This is a genomic window from Psychrobacillus sp. PGGUH221 (assembly GCF_042055255.1).
In the GTDB taxonomy this organism is placed as follows: Bacteria; Bacillota; Bacilli; order Bacillales_A; family Planococcaceae; genus Psychrobacillus.
The window spans coordinates 380060-400121 of record NZ_JAQMHQ010000001.1; the positions used below are offsets into that span (position 1 = coordinate 380060).

The 20062-nt window shown below is 35.5% G+C and carries 14 protein-coding genes; 2 read left to right on the top strand and 12 right to left on the bottom strand.

The features are described 5' to 3' along the window. Positions 1–29: 29 nt before the first annotated feature. On the bottom strand, positions 30–2525 hold the full coding sequence (locus tag PGC35_RS01790) for a phosphodiester glycosidase family protein (protein ID WP_375217944.1): 2496 nt from the start codon (positions 2523–2525) through the stop codon (positions 30–32). A 16-nt stretch (positions 2526–2541) separates the two neighbouring features. Then, on the bottom strand, positions 2542–4836 hold the full coding sequence (locus tag PGC35_RS01795; protein WP_375217945.1) for a hypothetical protein: 2295 nt from the start codon (positions 4834–4836) through the stop codon (positions 2542–2544). Between the two features lie 165 nt (positions 4837–5001). Between PGC35_RS01795 and secA the strand changes: the two genes are divergently transcribed. Continuing rightward, positions 5002–7371, top strand: coding sequence for a preprotein translocase subunit SecA (gene secA, locus PGC35_RS01800; RefSeq protein WP_375217946.1), 2370 nt, complete (start codon positions 5002–5004; stop codon positions 7369–7371). A 38-nt stretch (positions 7372–7409) separates the two neighbouring features. Here secA and PGC35_RS01805 read toward each other — a convergent pair whose 3' ends face one another. Then, positions 7410–9353: a hypothetical protein gene (locus tag PGC35_RS01805; protein ID WP_375217947.1), complete on the bottom strand. Its 1944-nt coding sequence runs from the start codon at positions 9351–9353 to the stop codon at positions 7410–7412. 199 nt (positions 9354–9552) lie between these two features. Here PGC35_RS01805 and PGC35_RS01810 point away from each other — a divergent pair, with 199 nt between their 5' ends. After that, positions 9553–10461, top strand: a complete 909-nt coding sequence (locus PGC35_RS01810) for an LCP family glycopolymer transferase (protein ID WP_375217948.1) — start codon at positions 9553–9555, stop codon at positions 10459–10461. Positions 10462–10544: 83 nt separating this feature from the next. On the opposite strand, the gene PGC35_RS01815 is transcribed toward PGC35_RS01810, so the two are convergent. The 9 genes from PGC35_RS01815 to PGC35_RS01855 all read right to left on the bottom strand — a co-directional run bounded on the left by PGC35_RS01815 (position 10545) and on the right by PGC35_RS01855 (position 20053). Further along, entirely contained in the window at positions 10545–12185 is a 1641-nt protein-coding gene (locus PGC35_RS01815; RefSeq protein ID WP_375217949.1) for an acyl-CoA dehydrogenase family protein, read from the bottom strand. Next, a complete protein-coding gene (locus PGC35_RS01820) occupies positions 12175–13686 on the bottom strand; it encodes a class I adenylate-forming enzyme family protein (protein WP_375217950.1) in 1512 nt (503 codons plus the stop codon). The genes PGC35_RS01815 and PGC35_RS01820 overlap by 11 nt, the downstream gene beginning before the upstream one ends. A 6-nt stretch (positions 13687–13692) precedes the next feature. Beyond that, complete coding sequence (locus PGC35_RS01825; RefSeq protein ID WP_375217951.1) at positions 13693–14067, bottom strand: MerR family transcriptional regulator; 375 nt, start codon at positions 14065–14067, stop codon at positions 13693–13695. 111 nt (positions 14068–14178) lie between these two features. Next, positions 14179–15252, bottom strand: coding sequence for a hypothetical protein (locus PGC35_RS01830; RefSeq protein ID WP_375217952.1), 1074 nt, complete (start codon positions 15250–15252; stop codon positions 14179–14181). Positions 15253–15373: 121 nt separating this feature from the next. After that, positions 15374–16534 carry an aminotransferase class I/II-fold pyridoxal phosphate-dependent enzyme gene (locus PGC35_RS01835; protein ID WP_056827734.1) on the bottom strand — a complete coding sequence of 387 codons (1161 nt, stop codon included), beginning with the start codon at positions 16532–16534 and terminating at the stop codon, positions 15374–15376. A 27-nt stretch (positions 16535–16561) separates the two neighbouring features. After that, entirely contained in the window at positions 16562–17845 is a 1284-nt protein-coding gene (locus tag PGC35_RS01840; RefSeq protein WP_375217953.1) for a TRAP transporter large permease, read from the bottom strand. Beyond that, positions 17842–18336, bottom strand: a complete 495-nt coding sequence (locus PGC35_RS01845; protein ID WP_375217954.1) for a TRAP transporter small permease — start codon at positions 18334–18336, stop codon at positions 17842–17844. The genes PGC35_RS01840 and PGC35_RS01845 overlap by 4 nt, the downstream gene beginning before the upstream one ends. Before the next feature lie 26 nt (positions 18337–18362). After that, a complete protein-coding gene (locus tag PGC35_RS01850; protein ID WP_375217955.1) occupies positions 18363–19388 on the bottom strand; it encodes a TRAP transporter substrate-binding protein in 1026 nt (341 codons plus the stop codon). Beyond that, positions 19385–20053, bottom strand: coding sequence for a GntR family transcriptional regulator (locus tag PGC35_RS01855; RefSeq protein ID WP_053590355.1), 669 nt, complete (start codon positions 20051–20053; stop codon positions 19385–19387). Before PGC35_RS01855 ends, PGC35_RS01850 begins: the two co-directional genes overlap by 4 nt. Positions 20054–20062: the final 9 nt, after the last annotated feature.

The window sequence follows — 20062 nt, forward strand, 5'->3', positions numbered from 1 at the left end:
AACCATTGGATAGGTTATTGGTTACAAAGTCAGTCCTTATAAATGGATTGAATATCATCAATAATTATTTCACCATTTGATTTATTTGCATTTTCTGTTTGCATGTATCGAATTGGAAGATCCATTTTTAGTGGATAAGACAAACCTGTCGGTAGGATTGCTTCTACAAATCTCCAGTCTGTCCAATTTACATTTTTATCAAAGTCAAGATGTACTACTTTTCCAGATGCATCTTCAAGTTGTGCTCTCAACCAGTTACCTTTTCCATCACCTTTAACCCACATACCAATTTTTTTAGCAGGAGTACTGATTGTCAATCTAGTTTTTGCATTAACGTATGCTCCGGAAGTTCCTGAAGTATTCGTAAAATCATAAACTAGTTTAATAGCTTTCGTACCGTCTCTATCATTCTTAGCTTCCTGAACAGAAACAGATTTCGCACGGTCTCCTGTTGCTTCATAATTAAAAATACCTTTATTAAAAGATTCTAATATAGTTGGAGCAACATTACCTACAATTACAGGAATGGTAATAGATTTTGTTCCATACTTCACTGTAATTGTACCAACACCATCTTTATTTTGAGCTGTAAACTTTCCATTAGCTTGTACCGTTCCGACAGTCGAAGTCCAGTTAAATGCAGATGCTTCTGTTAAGACTGCTTGTCCATTTTTCATTCCTTTTGCAGAAAGTTGTACCGTTTGTCCTTTTGCTACTTCTAAGAAACTATTAGATGGAACAATACTATCTAGAGTATTTGTTACTTTGATTTTGATGTTCGTTGTTTTTCCATCATAAGTTACTACCCCTGAATAAGTTCCTGGAGCCGCTGACACTACTTGTTTCCCACCACTTGATTTTAAAATGGATGAAGTAACTTTTCCATTCCCAGATACAGCCACCGGATTCATGTATTGATCGATTCCTTTTACAGGAACAGATAATTCTGTGTATGCAGCCCCTTGGAATACCTCCATTACATTGGATGCTGGTGTAATCGTATATAAAGGACCTGTTTTATATTTACTAATAAATAATAAACTGTTTGATACTGCTCGCTCATTTCCATCCGATGGTTTATTATCTACTGTTACTTTGCTATCGCCAAGATTTCTTGTAACCTGAGTAGAAGAACCACCGCCATCAAAGGTCATGGCATAATTTGCACCTAAATCTTTCATCAATTTAGCCGTATTTTGTAATGTTAAACCCTTACTATCAGTTGCTCTTCCATCTATAACTGTTGTAAATATACTTCCGTCTTTTCTGACACCAACAGCAGTTCGTGGTGCTACTCCTGCAACTTTAATCGTTTGGATCGTACCGTTTTTCACTAAATGATAACGTCCACTCACAGCTTCTCTTACTTCGTTCCATTCAGCTGGAGTAAATGCTGTTTGAATCTCAATTTTATCTCCAACTTGCACATTTTGTAAGAATTTGCTTGCAAAGTTATGTCCAGATAAAATGATTTCTCCTTTATTTAAAGGAGCATTTCCTACTCCAGTAACATTCTCAATTACTGTTCCAGTTAATACTTCCTGTCCATTTAATTTACCTGACTCTACTTTCACTCTAACTTCTGTACCAAGCTCATTCGTATTGGTTGTTGCTGCAAAATCTCTTGTATAAACTACTAAATGATTCGCTAATCTTTTTCTATTAACAGAGTTAATAGCATAAGACTGACCGTTTACAGAAACATTCATCGATACTTTGGGAGCACCAATAATTGCTTTATTGTCTTCTTTAATACCTAAAACTGCTAATTCATTTATATTTGTTTGCGGAGTGGAAACAATGGAACCATCCATCATCATCAAATCAATAGGCTGACCTTGCTTATCAAAATAATCGGCGTTCACTCCTGCAACAACATGGTAAGAATCATTTTGTTCCACACTATTTGCTTGGGAAGAAGTTGTTTCAAGACCAATTAATTGGTCTTTAGCAAGTTCTGTTTTAAATCCAATATTAGATGTTTTGCCATCATATTCAATCATAAATACGTTTTGTGCACCAATCGCACCATCTATATCGAAGTACTTTTTACGAATACCTGGTGCAAGTTGAGTTACAGATTGACTCAAGACTTTACCACCTGTAAGGGTAGGTGTAGCTTCAGTTGGGAATAAATTTGATGAATTACCTGGCACTGTATTTCCTTGTGCATTTGCCAACTCTTTTAATTTTGCTTTGGAAGGCGTTTTGTAGTCTACATAGCCCGCCATTTTCGTAATGTACATATTACCGCCAAGTCCGTATTGTCCGCCATATAAGTTATCATAACGGTACACTCGATACTGCTCGCCTACTTTTAAAACTCTTTCAAACACTAAACCATTTGAAGTACGTTTCCAAAGGTTTATCGGTTTTACTACTTTAATTTTCCCGACTTGACCAGGAACCATTAATATACCGTCCCAATAAACTTTGGTAGTTTGTGCTTCTGCTTGGCTTGGTTGGAAAATTGCACCCGTGACGATAGCAAAAATAATAAAAAAGTATAGCATTTTTTGTTTCATTTAATTGGAATTCTCCTTATTCTTGTTGTTTTTTATCGCGATTTTTTTCAATTGTATATTTCCAAAGATTACTGCCATCGTAATAATAAAGGTTTCCGTTCATGTCCTTCTCAAGTCCATAAACCCCTTTGTCTTTCAACCATTCAACTTGTAAATCTTTTGTAACTCTAAAGAGTTTTCCTTCTACACTTCCGTAAATATAGCCATCGTCACCCTCAACAATTTGTGCGTTCCGGAACCGTCCAGAAATTAAAGGTAATAATTCAACATATTTTATATCTGTCCATTCATCCGTATAAACGAAAAGTTTACCGTCTGCCATTCCCCACACTTTATTCTCTTTATCTACTATTAGACTTGTTATCATACTTGAATCGAATGGTAGGTGAATATACTTTTTGTCTTCTGGATTACTTCTATTAAAATAAAATAATCTTGCTCCCCTTGGATTTACTTGTTGATTCGCATGGATAGATGTCCCACCGAACACTTCTGTTCCTCTACTTACGAGCGAAACAATACTCTGGTTATATATATAGTTTTCATGTATTTCCATTTTCTCTGTATCTGTATCGTAAATTGCTAAAGCACCACCACCAACACTTGCATCTGGCAATGTTCCAAATATAATTTCTTTTCCATCTTTATAAGGAGCTACAGCAGTTGTTCTCTCTTGACCATATTGGTTCAAACGAATAACTTCTTTTGGATTTGTTGTATCCCAAGGTTTTGAACGATCATAAACTAGCAATCTAGCAAGTGGATATGCACCGATATAAAGCTTATTATTAATATCAAACATCGATTCAATTTGACTAATATTTCGGTATAATTCTTTGTTCCCTGTTGCTACATCATATACTCCAAGTCCACCTGACATATAACCATTAGCAAATATTTTCGTCCCATCTGAGCTTGAAGCTAATGTATATAATTCTACTGGCTGTTCAGGTAATTCAAATTGAAAATGTTTCATTTCAGACGTCTGTGGATTGTATTCAAATAGCTGACCTAAATTATCAACCATTCCAGATAAAATCCATTCCTTTGGTTCCTCTTCTATTGGTACTTCTTTCACTGGTTCTTCAGTTATTGGTTCTTCATCGACAAGTTTCTCTAAAGAAGAATCGATTACTGAGGGAGTGCTTTTCAGTAATGGCTTATTAGAAGGAAGAACATTAGTATCTTTCTCATCTATATCTTCTTTCTGAGTTTTATCTTCTTTTTGAGTTTCATCTTCTATTACCTCTTCCGATTCTTTTAAGATGAAATCTAAGTTAATAGCTTCTGTACCTTTTGGTAAATATAATCCAAGTTCTGTATGTTCTTTTGTTTCAAAATCGTATTTTATTAATTGTTCTGCTTTTGTATAATATAGTGATTTTCCATCTGGAGATAATGTTGAAACTGTTTTTGATTTTAATTCAAACTCATCTACTATCTTTAGAGTCTTTCTATCAAAAACAACTGCAACATTAGATGGATATAATCTTGCGACTACATAATCATCTGTTAAGATTAAATCTTGTGCATATTTTTCAGACATATATTTTGCTGGTAAAAAGGAAGTGAAATTTTTTGTTTTAGGCTTTTTTACTAATAAATCCATTGGTGAGCCGATCGAAACAAATATCTCGTCTGTTTCTTCATCTGCTACAATTGCTTTAACAAATTCTTTTCTCTTACGAATTTGCCCAAACTCTTCTATTTCTTTTGTCTCCGTGTCATAAGCAACGAGTGATCCACCATAAGCAGATCCTGCATAAACTTTATTTCCAGAAACGATTAGATCTTGAATCGAAGTATCACTTTTATTCGAAAAAATACTTCCATGCTTTTCAAATTCCTCCGTGTTTGGATCATAACTATAAAGAACACTTGAAACAGATCCACCAATCCAAAGCTTTCCTTTCTCATCAATGTCTAATCCCCAGGCGCTTTTTGAATCTTCTAATGTAAATGTATGTACTATTTCTTTCGTTTCATAGTCTACAACTACTAACGCTGCTGGAGATCCGTGCATGATGTAATAAATAAAGTAGTCTCCCTCATTATTTGCTGCAATTTTAGATGAAATTGCGGAAGATTTATAAATTAATGGACCTAAGTTTTCATACCCTTCCTCTACTACTACTTCTTCCACTGGCTCTATCTCTACAACATCTTCTAACCATTCTTCTGAATTATCTACTTCTACAACTTCTTCTGTATTTAATTGTTCTTCTGTCTTCGTAAGCTCTTCTGCACTTACAATATTTCCTGTTGGCGTTGCTATCATAGCGGCAATAATTGGTAAATAAACTTTCTTCAAATTGTAATTCCCCCTTATTTTATATAATAATATTAACATCATTTGGTAACTTTTTAAACTTATTCTTGTAATATAATTGAAATAATAGCAATTCAACTAGAAAATGCTAGCTTCATTTTTTCGTGATATAATAGATGTTGGAATATAAAAGTAGGGAGAATGAAAATGTTACATTCTATTAAAAAAATGATTTCAGGCGAAGTCATTGAACTTAAACAGCTAAAAAAAATAGTTTCTAAAATAAATACTTTAGAAGATTCTTTTACAAATAAAACAGACGCGGAACTGAAAGCTTATTCTGACCTGTTTCGAGAACAATTAAATAAGGGAGTTTCACCTGAAGAATTAATTGTGGAAGCATTCGCGGTTGTTCGAGAGGCATCCAAACGAGTACTAGATAAGCGTCATTATGACTCTCAGCTAATGGGTGGTGCAGTTTTAACTCAATCTCAAATAGCACAAATGCATACAGGAGAAGGAAAAACCTTAGTTGCTACCCTTCCTGCTTATGTTATGGCTCTATTTGGAAAAGGAACTCACATTATTACAGCCAACGAATACTTGGCAAGTCGAGATTACGAACAAATGAAGCCTTTGTTTGAGTTTTTAGGTTTGACCGTTGGACTTAATGTTTCAGGTATAGAAACTGACGAAAAGCAAGCTGCTTACAATTGCGATATTACTTATGGGACTGGAACAGAATTTGGTTTTGATTATTTAAGGGACCATATGGTTCAAGGCGTAGACCAATTAGTTCAAAGACCATTGTTTTATGCTTTGATCGATGAAGTGGATAGTATATTAATAGATGAAGCGAGAACTCCTTTAATTATTGCGGGGAAATCGAATGCAAGTTTAAACTTATTTCCAATAATGCATCTTGTCATCGACTCTTTCCAAGATGATGAAGATTATAAGTATTATCCTGAAACAAAACAAATCGTGTTGCTCGATAATGGCGCAGACCGATTAGAAGCAGCTTTCGGCATTGATAATGTATACGATAGCGAGCACCGTGAATTTATGCATATTGCAATGCAGACCCTTCGAGCTAAAGTTGTTATGCGCAAAGATGTAGATTACATTGTCAAAGATGATAAGATCATGATTGTCGATCCATATACAGGTCGTATTATGGAAGGCCGTACATTTAGTGATGGGTTACACCAAGCAATTGAAGCAAAAGAAAAGGTTACGGTGAAAGAAGAAAATAATACGCAAGCTTCTGTTATGATTCAGCACTACTTTAGATTATATAAACATGTATCTGGTATGACAGGAAGTGCCGTTCCTTCACGTGATGAATTTTGGGAAACGTATAATTTAAGAGTAACTGAAATTCCTACGAATAAACCAAATAAACGTGTAGACATGGATACACTTGTATACTTAACTGCTAAAGATAAAATGAAAAAAATCGTAGAAGAAACACAAAAATACCATGAGACAGGACGTCCAGTATTAATAGGCACTACTTCTATTGAACAATCTGAAAAATATTCTGCTCACCTATATGAATTGGGCATTGAACATTCTATTTTAAATGCAAAAACAGTAGAAGACGAAGCAGAACTAATCGCAAGTGCAGGACAAATGAATAAAATTATGTTAGCGACGAATATGGCTGGACGTGGAACAGACATTATGTTGGGTGAGGGTGTCGCAGAGCTAGGTGGACTACATATTATCGGTACCGAACTCCACAGTAGTGCTCGTATCGACATGCAGCTTCGTGGGCGTGGAGGTCGTCAAGGTGATCCGGGTAGCACTCAATTTATCGTTTCACTTGAAGATGAGCTTTTCCATTACTACGATGAAGAAGAGTTTGATAAGTATAAAGGTAAAGTGAAAACGGATAACACCGGCTTAATCCTTTCACCTAATCCTACGAAGTTTGTATATAATGTACAAAAGGTAATAGAAGGCATGCATTTCTCTAGTCGATCTCATCTATTAAAATTGGATGATATTAATAACGATCAACAAAAGGTAATGTATAACTACCGTGAAAAAGCATTAAAAGTAGAAAATATGCAATCGCTTATTGAAAATGCAATGCAAGAAAGATTTTATGGATTAGTTGAAGAAATCCCAGAATTGAATTTAGATGAAACTACTAATTCAACTATCTTAAATGAAATTATTGATGAAATAAAAATAATAAATATGTTGACTTTAAAAGATGAAACTATTTTTGAATCTATAAAAACTGAAAACAAAGAGCAATTAACAAAAACGCTTGAGGACGTATACAATACTGCTTTAGAAGTCCTTCATAATACAGATAAAGATGACGAGAATTGGAGCGATATTCAATCCATCTATTTAGAAATATTGGATCGATCTTGGATTACTCACTTAGACAATCTGTATCATTTAAGAGAAGGTATTAATATTAGAGGTTATTCCCAAGAGGATCCATATCGACTGTATTCTTTTGATGCTCTTCATATGTTTAATGAAATGCTTCACTCCTTCTTCCGAGATGTTATTCGGTATTATTTACAACTGAATGCAACAAAAGTAGAAGAATAAAGTAAAGGTCAGTACCAATTTTCGGTACTGACCTTTTATTATTTGTTATATCTCCAAATATCTCCTGCCGTTGTAAAATAGATGTTACCGTCAGCCCCTAGTGCTACCCCGTTTGATTGTTGTGTACCCAAAAACTCTAGCTTAAAAGATGTGGAATGAATACGAAATAATTTATTCTCAATAGATCCATAGATGAAGCCGTCTTTTCCATCCACTAAAGATCCATTTCTAATTTGTCCACTTGTACGGCTTACGACAGGTATAGCCTTAGAACTCTTCGTCTTTGAATTATATACAAATACCGTTCCATCTGCCACTCCCCAAATAGTAGATGAGGGGCCAGTGATCATTGCAGAAATAAGTCTAGGCTTTGCGATTGGGGAAGGTAACTCCTCTGGCTTCGCATTAATATTGTTTGCTGGAATTCTAAAAAATTTAGCAATTCCGATTCCACCAGATTTACTATTCGCAAATGTAGAAGTTCCTCCATAAAAATAACCATTTGAATAAGTTAATGCCACAATACTTTGATTTGGAAAAGGTGCTTTTCGATTAACTACTTTTTTTGTATTCAAATTATAATAGCTTAAGCTTCCTGATACTGTTCCTTGTTTTGGATGCGACCCTACCGCAAGGATTTTTTCATTAGGTGCTATCGCTAATGAAATCGGTCTATTTTGTCCCATCTGTGAAACAGAAAAAACCGTTTTTCCATGCTGATTCGTTTCTGGATGATAATACATGACGTCCCCTGCAGGGTAAACACCCAAATACATTCCCCCGTTGTAAGGAGTCATCCCCTCTACTTGTCCAATACTAGTAATTTGTGTTTTATTTTTCGTAACGGGATTTAAGATAGAGACCTGGCCAGAAACATAGCCGCTTGTGAATATACTCCCCTTACCATCTGAACTAATCGTATGAATTGGTACACTTTGTTTTGGTAGATTCAATCTTGTAATTTCAACCTTATTTTTTGTTTGATTATATAAAAGGTGAGTTCCTGTATTTCCTAATAGTCCAGTTAGCATTGTGTCTCCTGAAGGTAATATTACAAAATCCATAGAGACAGCTTCAGTCCCGGCTAAATTAATCTTCATATCTTTTGTAATACTTGATTTCGTATTAAATTGATATAAGCTAGTGGATGAATTAGTCATATACGAATAATAAACATTTCCCTCTAAAGGAGAAGAAACTCCTCGTGACCCAACTGCTAATTCTTTCATAAATTTGTTTGTTGTTGCATCAAAAACTAATACTTTTTTACTTGGACTGAGCTTGGCAAAAATAAGGCCCTCTGCAAAATCTAAGTCATAGACATCACTTTCAGTTCTATATTTAGTAGGTAAAATTTCGGTCTTTTTATTCGTTTTTAAATCCCAAACAATTAAGGAAGCTTTAGAACCAGACCCAACGAATAACCGATTACTTCCTGTTTGGAAAGCTAGACTTCGTGCATTTTTTTGAATTCCTGTTGCTGCTCCTATTGTTGTAAACTTTCCATTTTGAAATTTAAATACTTTTCCATTAGGAGCTGTGCTTCCATAAATCGCATTCCCTACTACTTCTAAATCTAAGATAGATGTATTACTGCTTTCTGGTGTTCCATGATTTATTAATTTCTTGTTCGTTGGATTATAACTATATAAAGCTGCGGTTGGTGTCCCACCAATCCATGCTTGTCCACTTTTGTCCGTCGTAATTGCCCAAGCAGCAGTTGATTTGGGTAATTTAACCTGATCTATTAATTCCTTTGAAGGTAGCTCATACACTGCAAGTACTGCTGGATCACCTTGAAGGATAACATATTGATACGGAACACCATTTACATTTGCCGCTGCTCCACTCATCGCAACCGTTCGCGCAAAAGGAGTATATACTTTCTCAAACCCTCCCTTTGTAGCTGTCACCTCTAAACTTGTTGATAAAAGCAAAAATATTATTCCAATGCTTAGCATAAATTTTCCGATTCTCTTCATAACTTCCCCCGTTTATCTTTCTATTTATCTCGTCCATTTTTATCAAATCTTAATAGGAAGTAGAGAGAGCAAAGGTATTATAAGCATATGTTTAATAAATTTTATGAATATCCATACTAAGCGTATGATTTTATAATAATTTAAGACTCTATTACATACTAATAACAATACATTTACGCCTAAAAGAAACGGGGATTCTATGTCGAAGAAGAAAGTTATCTGGATTTCACTTATTACATGCTTTTTAATAGGAGTAGTCGTCTATGCAAGCAGTATTTATAATGATGTTTCCACAACAATACAAACCATCCACGAGCCAGAAATACGAAAGATTTCCGAGTTAAGAACTACTGAAGTGGAACTAGTTAAAAAGGAACCATTTTCCTTGCTCCTCCTGGGGGTCGATGAAAGAGAGGGAGACAAAGGACGTTCGGATACTATGATCGTTTTAACAGTGAACCCAACGACGAATTCAACGAAGATGATCAGCATTCCACGGGATACATATACCGAAATTATCGGAAAAGATAAGCTGGACAAAATTAACCATGCGTATGCTTTCGGGGGAATTGAAATGTCATTGGATACGATTGAGAACCTTTTAAATATCCCAGTTGACTATATATTACAAGTAAACATGGAGAGTTTTCTAGAAATTGTTGATATCATTGGGGGGGTTAATGTAGATAACCCAATTGCTTTTCAAGAAGGTGGATATACATTCAATGAAGGAATCATTCATTTAGACGGTGAGCAGGCACTTACCTATGTGCGCATGCGAAAGGATGATCCTCAAGGTGATTTTGGAAGACAAGCTAGACAAAAACAAGTACTTCAAGCCATTTTAAAAGAAGGAGCAACTGTTAATAACTTATGGAAATACAAGGAGTTCTTAGCATCCATTCAAGAGAATATTCGGACCAATATGACCTTTGAACAAATGATCGATATACAAAAAGGATACAAAAATGCGTTAAATCAAATCGAAACTTTATCTTTTGAAAAGGGTGAAGGCACACGTATAGATGGTATTTGGTACTATGTGGTGGATGAGCAAGAATTGAATAATGTGACTCACCAGTTAAAGAAGCATTTAGAGATTGAATGATCTAACCTTCAGCATATCCGACAAAAGCCACAAACTTATAAAAATCCCAAAAGTCTAATTGCTGACTTTTGGGATTTCTTTATTCATTTATACTTTTCTTTAAACCAATCACATGTCACCATCGCATCACCTATTTTACGCAAGGACCAAGTGTCTTCTATATAGATTTTACTTAGTAAACCAATATGCGGCTTACTTTCTACTTCCAGTGCAATAACACTCTCATATACACGGGTCATTTTTGTGGCAAGTGACTTGGCTTCAAATGTTTGTAGCGACTCATGGAAGCCGGAAAATGTATTTAACTCCTCTTTTAATTCCGCTAATTTAGCTCGAACGGTTCCTACTAAAGAAGAGTTACCACATGCAACTAAACGCTTCTCTAGGTGCTCTAAAAACAGAGTATGTGCGCTATATTTATTCACTAATCTTATTAGCTCTAAAGCTAAAATATTCGCTGTGCCTTCCCAAACTGTTAATACCTGTGCATCACGAAGCAGTCGTGGTGTGACAAAATCTTCTATATACCCATTTCCTCCGTGCATTTCAATTGCTTCATGTGCGAAGTGAATCGCTTGTTCAGCTGTTTCTCTTTTTAATAAAGAAATTAGTAATCGATTTAAGATAATCTCTTCATCGGACGCTTTTCCACTAACCACTCGATCATATAACTCGATTAAATCAAACGTGGCGTATAATTCAATTTCTAATTTTGCTCGTAAACGGACTAAAGTATCCTGCACCATCGGGAAATCATTTAATTTACTTCCAAAAGCAGTTCGCTTATCCGCGTAATTATAAGCCTCGTTATATGCCCGTCTCATAATTCCAAGTGAGGCAACTGTGTTACAGATTCTTGATAAGTTTAATGCTTCGAGCATATATTTTAGACCGTTTTTAGGTTCACCAACTACATAAGCTTTCGCGTCATCAAATTCTACTTCCCCACTTGGAACAGCTCGAACACCTAATTTATCCTTTAATCGACGAATTTTGATTCCATTCAACGAACCATCTTCATTTTTCCATGGCACCGCAAATAACGTGAGTCCTTTTGAACCATCACTGGCACCTTCTTTGCGAGCCAAAACCATGGCAATTCCAGCCATACCTGCGTTTGATGCAAAATACTTTTCCCCAAATAATCGAAAATGCTCTCCTTCAGCAACAGCTCTTACAACATTTGCACCTACATCGGAGCCTCCCTGGCGCTCCGTTAAAAATGTTGCGCCTTCATACAGTTCGGTATCACCAGTAGCGGCTACATGAGGTAAGAAGCGATTCTTCACATTATCATTTGCATAATGGTCTAATAAGAAACTTGTTGCCATTGTGAGTGTGACAGGACAATAAAAGCCGGCTTCTGATTGAGACAATAAATAGCCCTGTGCAAAGCTATAGATATAATTCCCTTTCCGACCAAGCTCCGGAATGTCTTTATGCAAATAGCCCACAATTCCAGTTTCATACGTTTGTTTAACCGTTTTTTTATAGCCTTCATTCACCCAAATGAATGATTGATCGTCCCCGTATTTATCATATTTTAATAGCTTAGGTTCCCCTTCTCGGTCCGTATGACGTGCACGTTCATCTATTTCATTTGCAACTAAATCACCAAACTCTGTGAGCTCTTTTTCCGCAAACGAATAAAATTCTCTGTCAAGCTTAGATTCCAATATATCTTTTAAAGATGTATCGATTACAAAAAAGTTGTCATGCTCCATTTAATACACCACTTTCTCTTAACGATTGCTTCAGTATTTTACCTGAAGCATTTCGTGGAAGTGCCTCCAGTTGTTCAAACAGCTTCGGTATTTTATAAGAAGCAAGCTTATCAGATAAAAAACCTATTAATTCATCCGGCTTTACTTCTCGATTTGCCGCAAAATATGCTTTGACAGTTTCTCCCCATTCAGCATGGGGAACACCAACAACAGCTACTTCCGAAATCGCTTCATGAGTAATCATAGAATCTTCAATTTCCTTCGGATAAATATTAACGCCTCCAGAAATGATCAAATCTTTTTTCCGGTCGACGATAAATATATATCCGTCTTCATCCAAACGACCAAGATCTCCGGTTTTTAACCAATCTCCGTCGAATGTGGCTTGTGTTGCTTCTTCATTTTTGTAGTACCCTAGCATCGTTCCTTCGCCACGAAGATAGATTTCACCTACCTCCCCAACCTGAACATCTTCTCCTTCCGAATTCACAACTCGGATTTCCGTAAATAAAGCTGCTCTTTTTCCAATGCTTCCTGCTTTTTTCTCATGTTCATTCCCTAAAAGAATAGTTCCGCTTGGGCCAGCTTCTGTCAAACCATACACACATACTAGATTTTCTGTTTGGAATGCCTTCTTCACAAATAATACCTCACCACTAGAGAGCGGTGCTCCTCCGTAAACCCACCACTTCATCGAACTTAAATCGGCTACCTCTATATTTGGATCTTTTCCTGTTAATAAATAGGCAACAGGAGCTCCAAAGAAGTGAGTAGTCTTTTCAGCTTGAACCGTTTTTAAAAGTAGTTCGGGTGTAAATGTTGGTGTTAAAACATGTGCTGCACCTACAATCATTCCTGCCATCATAAATAAATGCAGTGGAGCAGAGTGACTTAATGGCATCATTAAAAGCAATCTACTCTCTGGCTTCATTTCCATTTCAATACAGATCATTTGAGCAACGGTTTGTATATTCCGATGACTGAACAGCACTCCCTTAGGTAGACCAGTTGTCCCGGAAGTATATAAAATGGTGCATGGCTCATCCTCTTTTGCTTTAGAGGAAGGAAGTGCTACCAAATATTCTTCTTGCAGGGTATCAAAAGTCAACCACCCTGGATACTCTGCTCCTGTCTTCACTTGTAATAAGTCACCTTGTAAATGCTCAACTACATTAAATAGTAGTTCATGTACAATGATGGCATTTGCATCTGAATTCTCTAAAATATACTTTATTTCCGCTAGCGTTGATTTTGCATTGATCGGAACAATAATTGCCTCTATGCGGTGCGCAGCAAAATAAGTTACTATGAATTCGGGAACATTCGGCATAAATAAAACAATTTTATCCGCTTTTGAAATACCATGACGCAAGAATCCTTTTGCTAGTTTTTCTACTTTATTATTTAAAGATTTATATGTTAATCGTTGCCCCATACCAATCACAGCTTCATTTTCTGGAAACTTTCTTGCATTTGTTTCTAAAGTATTTGAAAGATTCATATTCACTTAATCCCCTTTATTATTTAATTTTTCAGAAAATAGTTGAAGCAGTTTTTCCATTTCTTCTTTCATTTCTTGGAGTTCCAATATTTTATTCTCTATTTCATTTATACGGTGTTTTCCATATTCTATCGTACGCTCTAACTGCTTTTTACCAGTTCGATCTTTATCAAAAAGTAGAACCATTTCTCTAATTTCGTCCAAATGAAATCCATATTGCTTTCCTCGCATAATCAACTTCAGCTTTGCTAAATCTGCAGATTTGTAAAACCGTCGATTACTTTCATTTCTTATAGGCTTTAATAATCCAATCTCTTCATAATACCGTATCGTTCGTGTCGTCACCCCAAACTCTTCAGCAACCTCTGAAATATTCTTCACCTACATCCCACCCCTTCAGGACTATATATTTAGCATAACATTAACGTTCACGTAAACTTCAACACATAAAATAAAACCCTAAATAAAATATATTTAGGGTTTTTAGTAAACTTAGTAAGCATCATATATATCAAAATACTTCCAAGCATTATTCTCTTTTATCATTAAATAAACACTCGTTAGAGTATCTGTTTCAGTTCCCTCTGTCATTCGATCCGTTACTTCTACATATGCATATCCATCAAGAATAGATAACACGTTTACATCAAGTAATTCAAATTTCATATTAAATTGATCAAATGCATCTTGGATGTCTTTTTTCAAATATTCATAATCTGGATAGGCTTCATTATATAAATTAAATACTCCCTCTACATCTTCTTTATTAATAAGATTAGTAGTAGTTGCGAAAAATTGTTTCAGTTCTTTCTCTTGGGCTAAGAAACTAGCATCTTTTCGAATAGTTAAGCTATATTCTTCAAAAAGAGTATAGTAAATTTCATCCTCAACAATTTTATCTAAACTGTTAAATAATTGATTCACTTGATTTTCAACTACTACTTGATTCGCGTTTTGTTCTACTAATGTATTTAACTTTCTCAAATCACTTTTTGCTGTAATCGTGTATTTCGCATCATCCAGTACTTTTTCAGCAGGTGCCTTAAAAGTAGCAAGGAAAGCATCCCGTGTTGATTTGCCATAAACTTTATATAATAATTTCGCTTGCTTTCTTATTTCTGCTGAAAGTTCATGATATGTTTTTTCAGTAGAATCTGCAATTGGTTCATCTCTGTACTGTTGTTGAAACTTTTTCGTCAAGGCTGAGATTTTATTACCGGATGTAATGGCATCTACATATCCCATTGTACGTTCATAATGAATACCAACGTTATCTTCTAATCTTTGTTCTAGCTTTTGTTTTTCAGAGCCACTAGATGCTGAAATCTCTTTTTTCGCCTGTAAATAAGCAGACTTTGTAGCATTAAACATCTTCATATCCGGTGTTTTTATAACTTTTGTCGTTTCATACGAGATTTGCCATTTAAGCTCACCCGCGTACTTTTCAGCATTTTTTACAGCTGTTTCTGCTTTTGATAGTGAAGCAGCAGAAGCGTTTGAATATGGAATGAACATTGCAGAACCTAATATCCCTAAAGCTAATGAATACGAAAGTATTTTTTTCATAAAAATCTCCATTTCTTTCTTAATTGAAAGGCGTATTTCACTATTACAATTTCATACAATTTATTCTATTTTAACTTAGGGAAAAGTAGAACACAATCCTTCTTCAAGTTTTACACAATAACTACTTTAGAATAGTTTGAATAAATTTTTCTAGACGGTTTAAACCTTCTTCAAGCACAGCCATAGAGTATGCATATGATATACGAATATACCCCTCTCCATAAGGTGTAAATGTACTCCCTGGAACAACTGCAACTCCACCCTCTTGGAGTAACTTAGTTGCAAAATCAAATGAGTTCATACCGAACGCTTCAATAGAAGGGAAAATATAAAATGCTCCATTAGGTTTTTCAACTGGTAACCCAATTTTATTTAAACGTTCATATACATAGTCACGTCTTTTCACATACTCCACATTCATTTCAATTGGTGTGTCTTTTGAATTTGTTAGTGCTTCAATCGCAGCATGTTGAGCAGGTAAAGAAGCGCAAATTGAGTTGTATGCATGCACCAACATTACTTGTTTCATAATTGTAGCTGGTCCCATTAAGAATCCAACCCGCCATCCAGTCATGGAATGAGATTTCGAAACACCATGAATATAAAAAAGTTTATGTTGAAGCTCTTTATATGCCGCAAATGAATGATGTTCACCCGAGAAAGTATTTTCACTATATATTTCATCAGTCAGGATAAAGACTTCTTTTTCCTTCAGCATTTGTACTAATTCATCCATTGTTTCCTTTTGTATGATAACACCAGTAGGATTGGAAGGATTATTAAACAAAATTGCTTTTGTTTTTTCTGTAATAAGTCTCTCTAAATTTTTCGCTGATGGCTGAAACCCCGTTTCCGTCGTATCCAAATAGACTACTTTTGCACCACATAATTCAATTACCGGTACATAACCTGAATAGATTGGGGCTGGTAAAATTACCTCATCACCCTCCTCTAAAATCGTCCGGAAAATCGAGTCAATTGCTTCACTAGCTCCATTTGTAATTACAATTTCATTTTGAGGATCATAAGAGAATCCGTATTTATTCGAGAAAAAGGTATTGACTGCTACTCTAAGTTCTAGTAATCCTGCATTATGAGAATATCCAGTCAAATTCTGTTCAATTGCTCGAATTCCCGCCTCTTTTACTGCGACCGGTGTGGGAAAGTCTGGCTGCCCAATTGTTAAATTAATAGCATTCGGAAAGTTTACCAGTTGATTAGAAAACTGCCGAATTCCTGGTACTGTTAGTGTTTTAGCACGTGGATTTATGCTCAAAGACATACTACTTCATCCTTCTTTCACTTTATATTACTTAAAAAAACTTGGTAGCCATAAAGACAAACTCGGTACAAATGTAATGACGATTAAACAAATAATCATCGAGAATAGAAAAGGGATAATCGCCATGACTATTCTTTCAAACTTTACATTTCCTACACTGGAGGCTACAAATAAGTTTACACCAAGAGGCGGTGTGATAAAACCAATCGCTAAGTTAGAGACTAAAATAACGCCAAAATGTATTGGATCAATGCCCACTGCAACAACAATAGGCAATAATATTGGTGTTAAAATCACAAGCGCAGATATAGTATCAATAAACATACCAACTATTAATAGTATGATATTAATCGCTATTAAAATGACAATTGGATTAGTAGATAATTCTGTTAAGAAAGTAGAAATATCATTTGGAACTTGTTCTAACGTCATAAAGTACGCAAAGGAAACAGAAAGTCCAATAATAATCATTGTTGTTGCATTAATGACAACAGCTTCTCGAAAACATTCATAGACAGTTTTCCATGTAAGTTCTTTATACACATATAATCCTACAATTAAAGAATAAACTACTGCTACTACCGCAGCTTCTGTTGGAGAGAAAAATCCCCCATATATACCGCCTAATATGATAACCGGAATAAGTAATGCCCATTTAGCATCAAAAGTAGCTTTTAATACATCCTTAAAGGAAAAAGTTGCATTTTTTTCTGAAGTATACCCTCTTTTTTTCGCAATTATATAAGCTGTTATCATTAGAGCAATTCCAATTAGAATTCCTGGAAGAATACCCGCTAAGAACATACTTCCTACAGATACACTCCCTATTACACCATATAATACGAAAGGAATAGAAGGTGGAATAATAACACCAATAGAGCCAGCAGATGCAGAAACTGCAGCCGCGAATCCTCCATCGTATCTCTTCTTTTTCATTTCAGGAATCATAAAACCACCTATTGCGGCAACCGTTGCTGGACCTGAACCTGATATTGCCGCAAAAAACATCGAAGCAACAACAGTCACTAAAGAAAGTCCACCTACAATCCAACCTACCATTGCTGCAGCCATATCTAGTAATCGTTTGGAAACCCCGCCTTTACTCATCAACACCCCCGCGAGCATAAAAAAAGGAATTGCCAATAAAGGAAATGAATCAAGAGAAGTAAATGTTTTTTGTGCAATAATCCCAAGGGGTAATGTAGAACCAAAATAAATGGCAACTAGAGCTGAAATCCCAAGAGAGATGGCAATCGGCACACCGACTAATAAGCAAATGAATAACGTACCAAATAATAATGCTACTGTCATGCGATTATCTCCTCATCTGTTGGTTTGTCATAGTTTCCTTTCCATACCTCCACTACTTGTACAATTAATCGAATAGCCATTCCTAGCCCACCAAGTGGAATAGCTAAGTAAGCAATCCAAACTGGAATTTGCATAGCAGGTGCTAGTTGGCCATGCTCAATGCTACTCAACACTAGCTCTGTTCCAAAAACCGCTAAAAAAAGTGCCATGACAAACCATATGAGAATTGAAATTGTTTCTAATACTTGACGAAAAGTTCCATGGAAGCGTGTAACAAACGCTTCCACTCTTATATGTTGTCGTAATTTTACGGAATAGCTTGCGCCGATCCAAACTTGAAAAATATGAATATACCTTGCCATTTCCTCTGTCCAACTAGGAGCAGATTCAAAAACTTTTCTACCAACTACTTGTCCAAAAATTAAGGCAACCATAATAACAAGTGACCAAACAAGGAGGATTTCTTCAAACTTTGCAAATTTCTTTAACATAAGCCTTTCCCCATCCCTTTCCCTTATTATTGATTGTTTGCATCCTCGGCCATTTTAACTAAATCTTCACCGATTTCTGAAACGTATTTATCGTAAACAGATTTCGTCGCTTCTCTAAATTCATTACGCTCCTCTGGTGTTAGTTCATTCACTTCCATACCTGCTTCTTTTAGTCTGTTTAAGAAATCTACGTCTTGTTCTTGAGCAAGCTTACGTTGTTCTGTTCTATATTCTTCAGAAGCTTTTACAACCAACTGTTGAAAATCTTCTGGTAATGAATTGAAAAAGTCATTATTCATCAACAAAATAGTTGCGGCATAAACATGAGAAGTAATCGTTAAATAGTCTTGTACTTCGTAAAACTTGTTAGTGTAATAAAGAGAAATCGGTGATTCCATTGCATCATACGTTTTTTGTTGAAGTGCTGTATAAAGCTCACCAAATGCAAATGGTGATGCGTTTGCACCGAATGCTTTAAATGTATCTGTATGCACTGGGTTTTCAAGTGTACGATATTTCAATCCTTTTAAGTCCGCTACTCCATGAATCGGACCGTTATTGTTAGACATATGACGGAATCCATTCTCAGCAAAAACAAGTCCCTTCAAATCATTGTTTTCCAATTCTCCAAGTAACTGTTCTCCAAGAGCTCCATCCAACGCTCGGTATGCCGCGTCATGATCATTAAACAAAAATGGTAAATCGAATACCATAAATTTTTTATTGAATGATGCAAGAGGTGCTACGGCTGGAATTGTCATTTCAATATTTCCTAGTTGAACTGCCTCAATCGCTTCTCGGTCTGAGGCATATAATTGTCCATTTGGATATAACTCAACTTTTAATCGACCATCTGACTCTTTTTCAAGCTTTTCTTTAAAAGTTTCAGCTGCAATATGAGAGGATTGTTCCTCAGAAACTAAATACGCGATTCGAATTGTGTATGAACCTTCAGACTCCCCTGTACTAGATGTAGTAACTGTTTCTATAGGTCTTCCACATGCGGATAGTGTTATAACAATAATCAGTAATAATGCGAATAATTTTTTCATTTCATTTCCCCCTGAGTACAATATGATAAAAATCTTTTTTCTACATTATCTAGGTGACTTGTCATAAGTTGTTTAGCTAAATCTTTTTGATGATTTTGAAGTGCTTTTACTATCTTTGTATGCTCGTGGTAAGCTTCCTCCGCACTCACTTGTAACGTATTGGAAAGAATCAGAAATGCTCGATTAACTCCAGCATTAGAATCATGTATAAGCTCCACTAGCTTCTTATTGTCTCCAATACTTGCAAGAATTAAATGAAACTCTCGGTCTAAATCGATAAATGAATGAAAATCATTACGATTTATCGATTCTAATTGTTCTTCCAAATTGTTTTGTAAATCATACAGTATTTTTTCAGAGACTTTATCTGTATTTTTATCGATATTGTAAATTTCTAAAAGTCTTCTAATTTCCATATAATGTAGCCCATCAACGATTGAAAAAGTAGCTACAGTTGCTGGCTTTGCTTTATTTAACTGTATAAGCCCTTCTGCTGCTAACCTCTTTAATGCTTCACGAATTGGAGTACGACTGATTCCTAGATCCATTGCCAATTTTTCTTCTGGTAGCTCTTCGTTTTGTTCAAGCTTTCCGGCGATGATTGAATCTTTTATACTCTTAAATGCTTGATCTGCAAGAGTTTCTTTTGGAAGTATCTTTTTCAAATGTCCCCC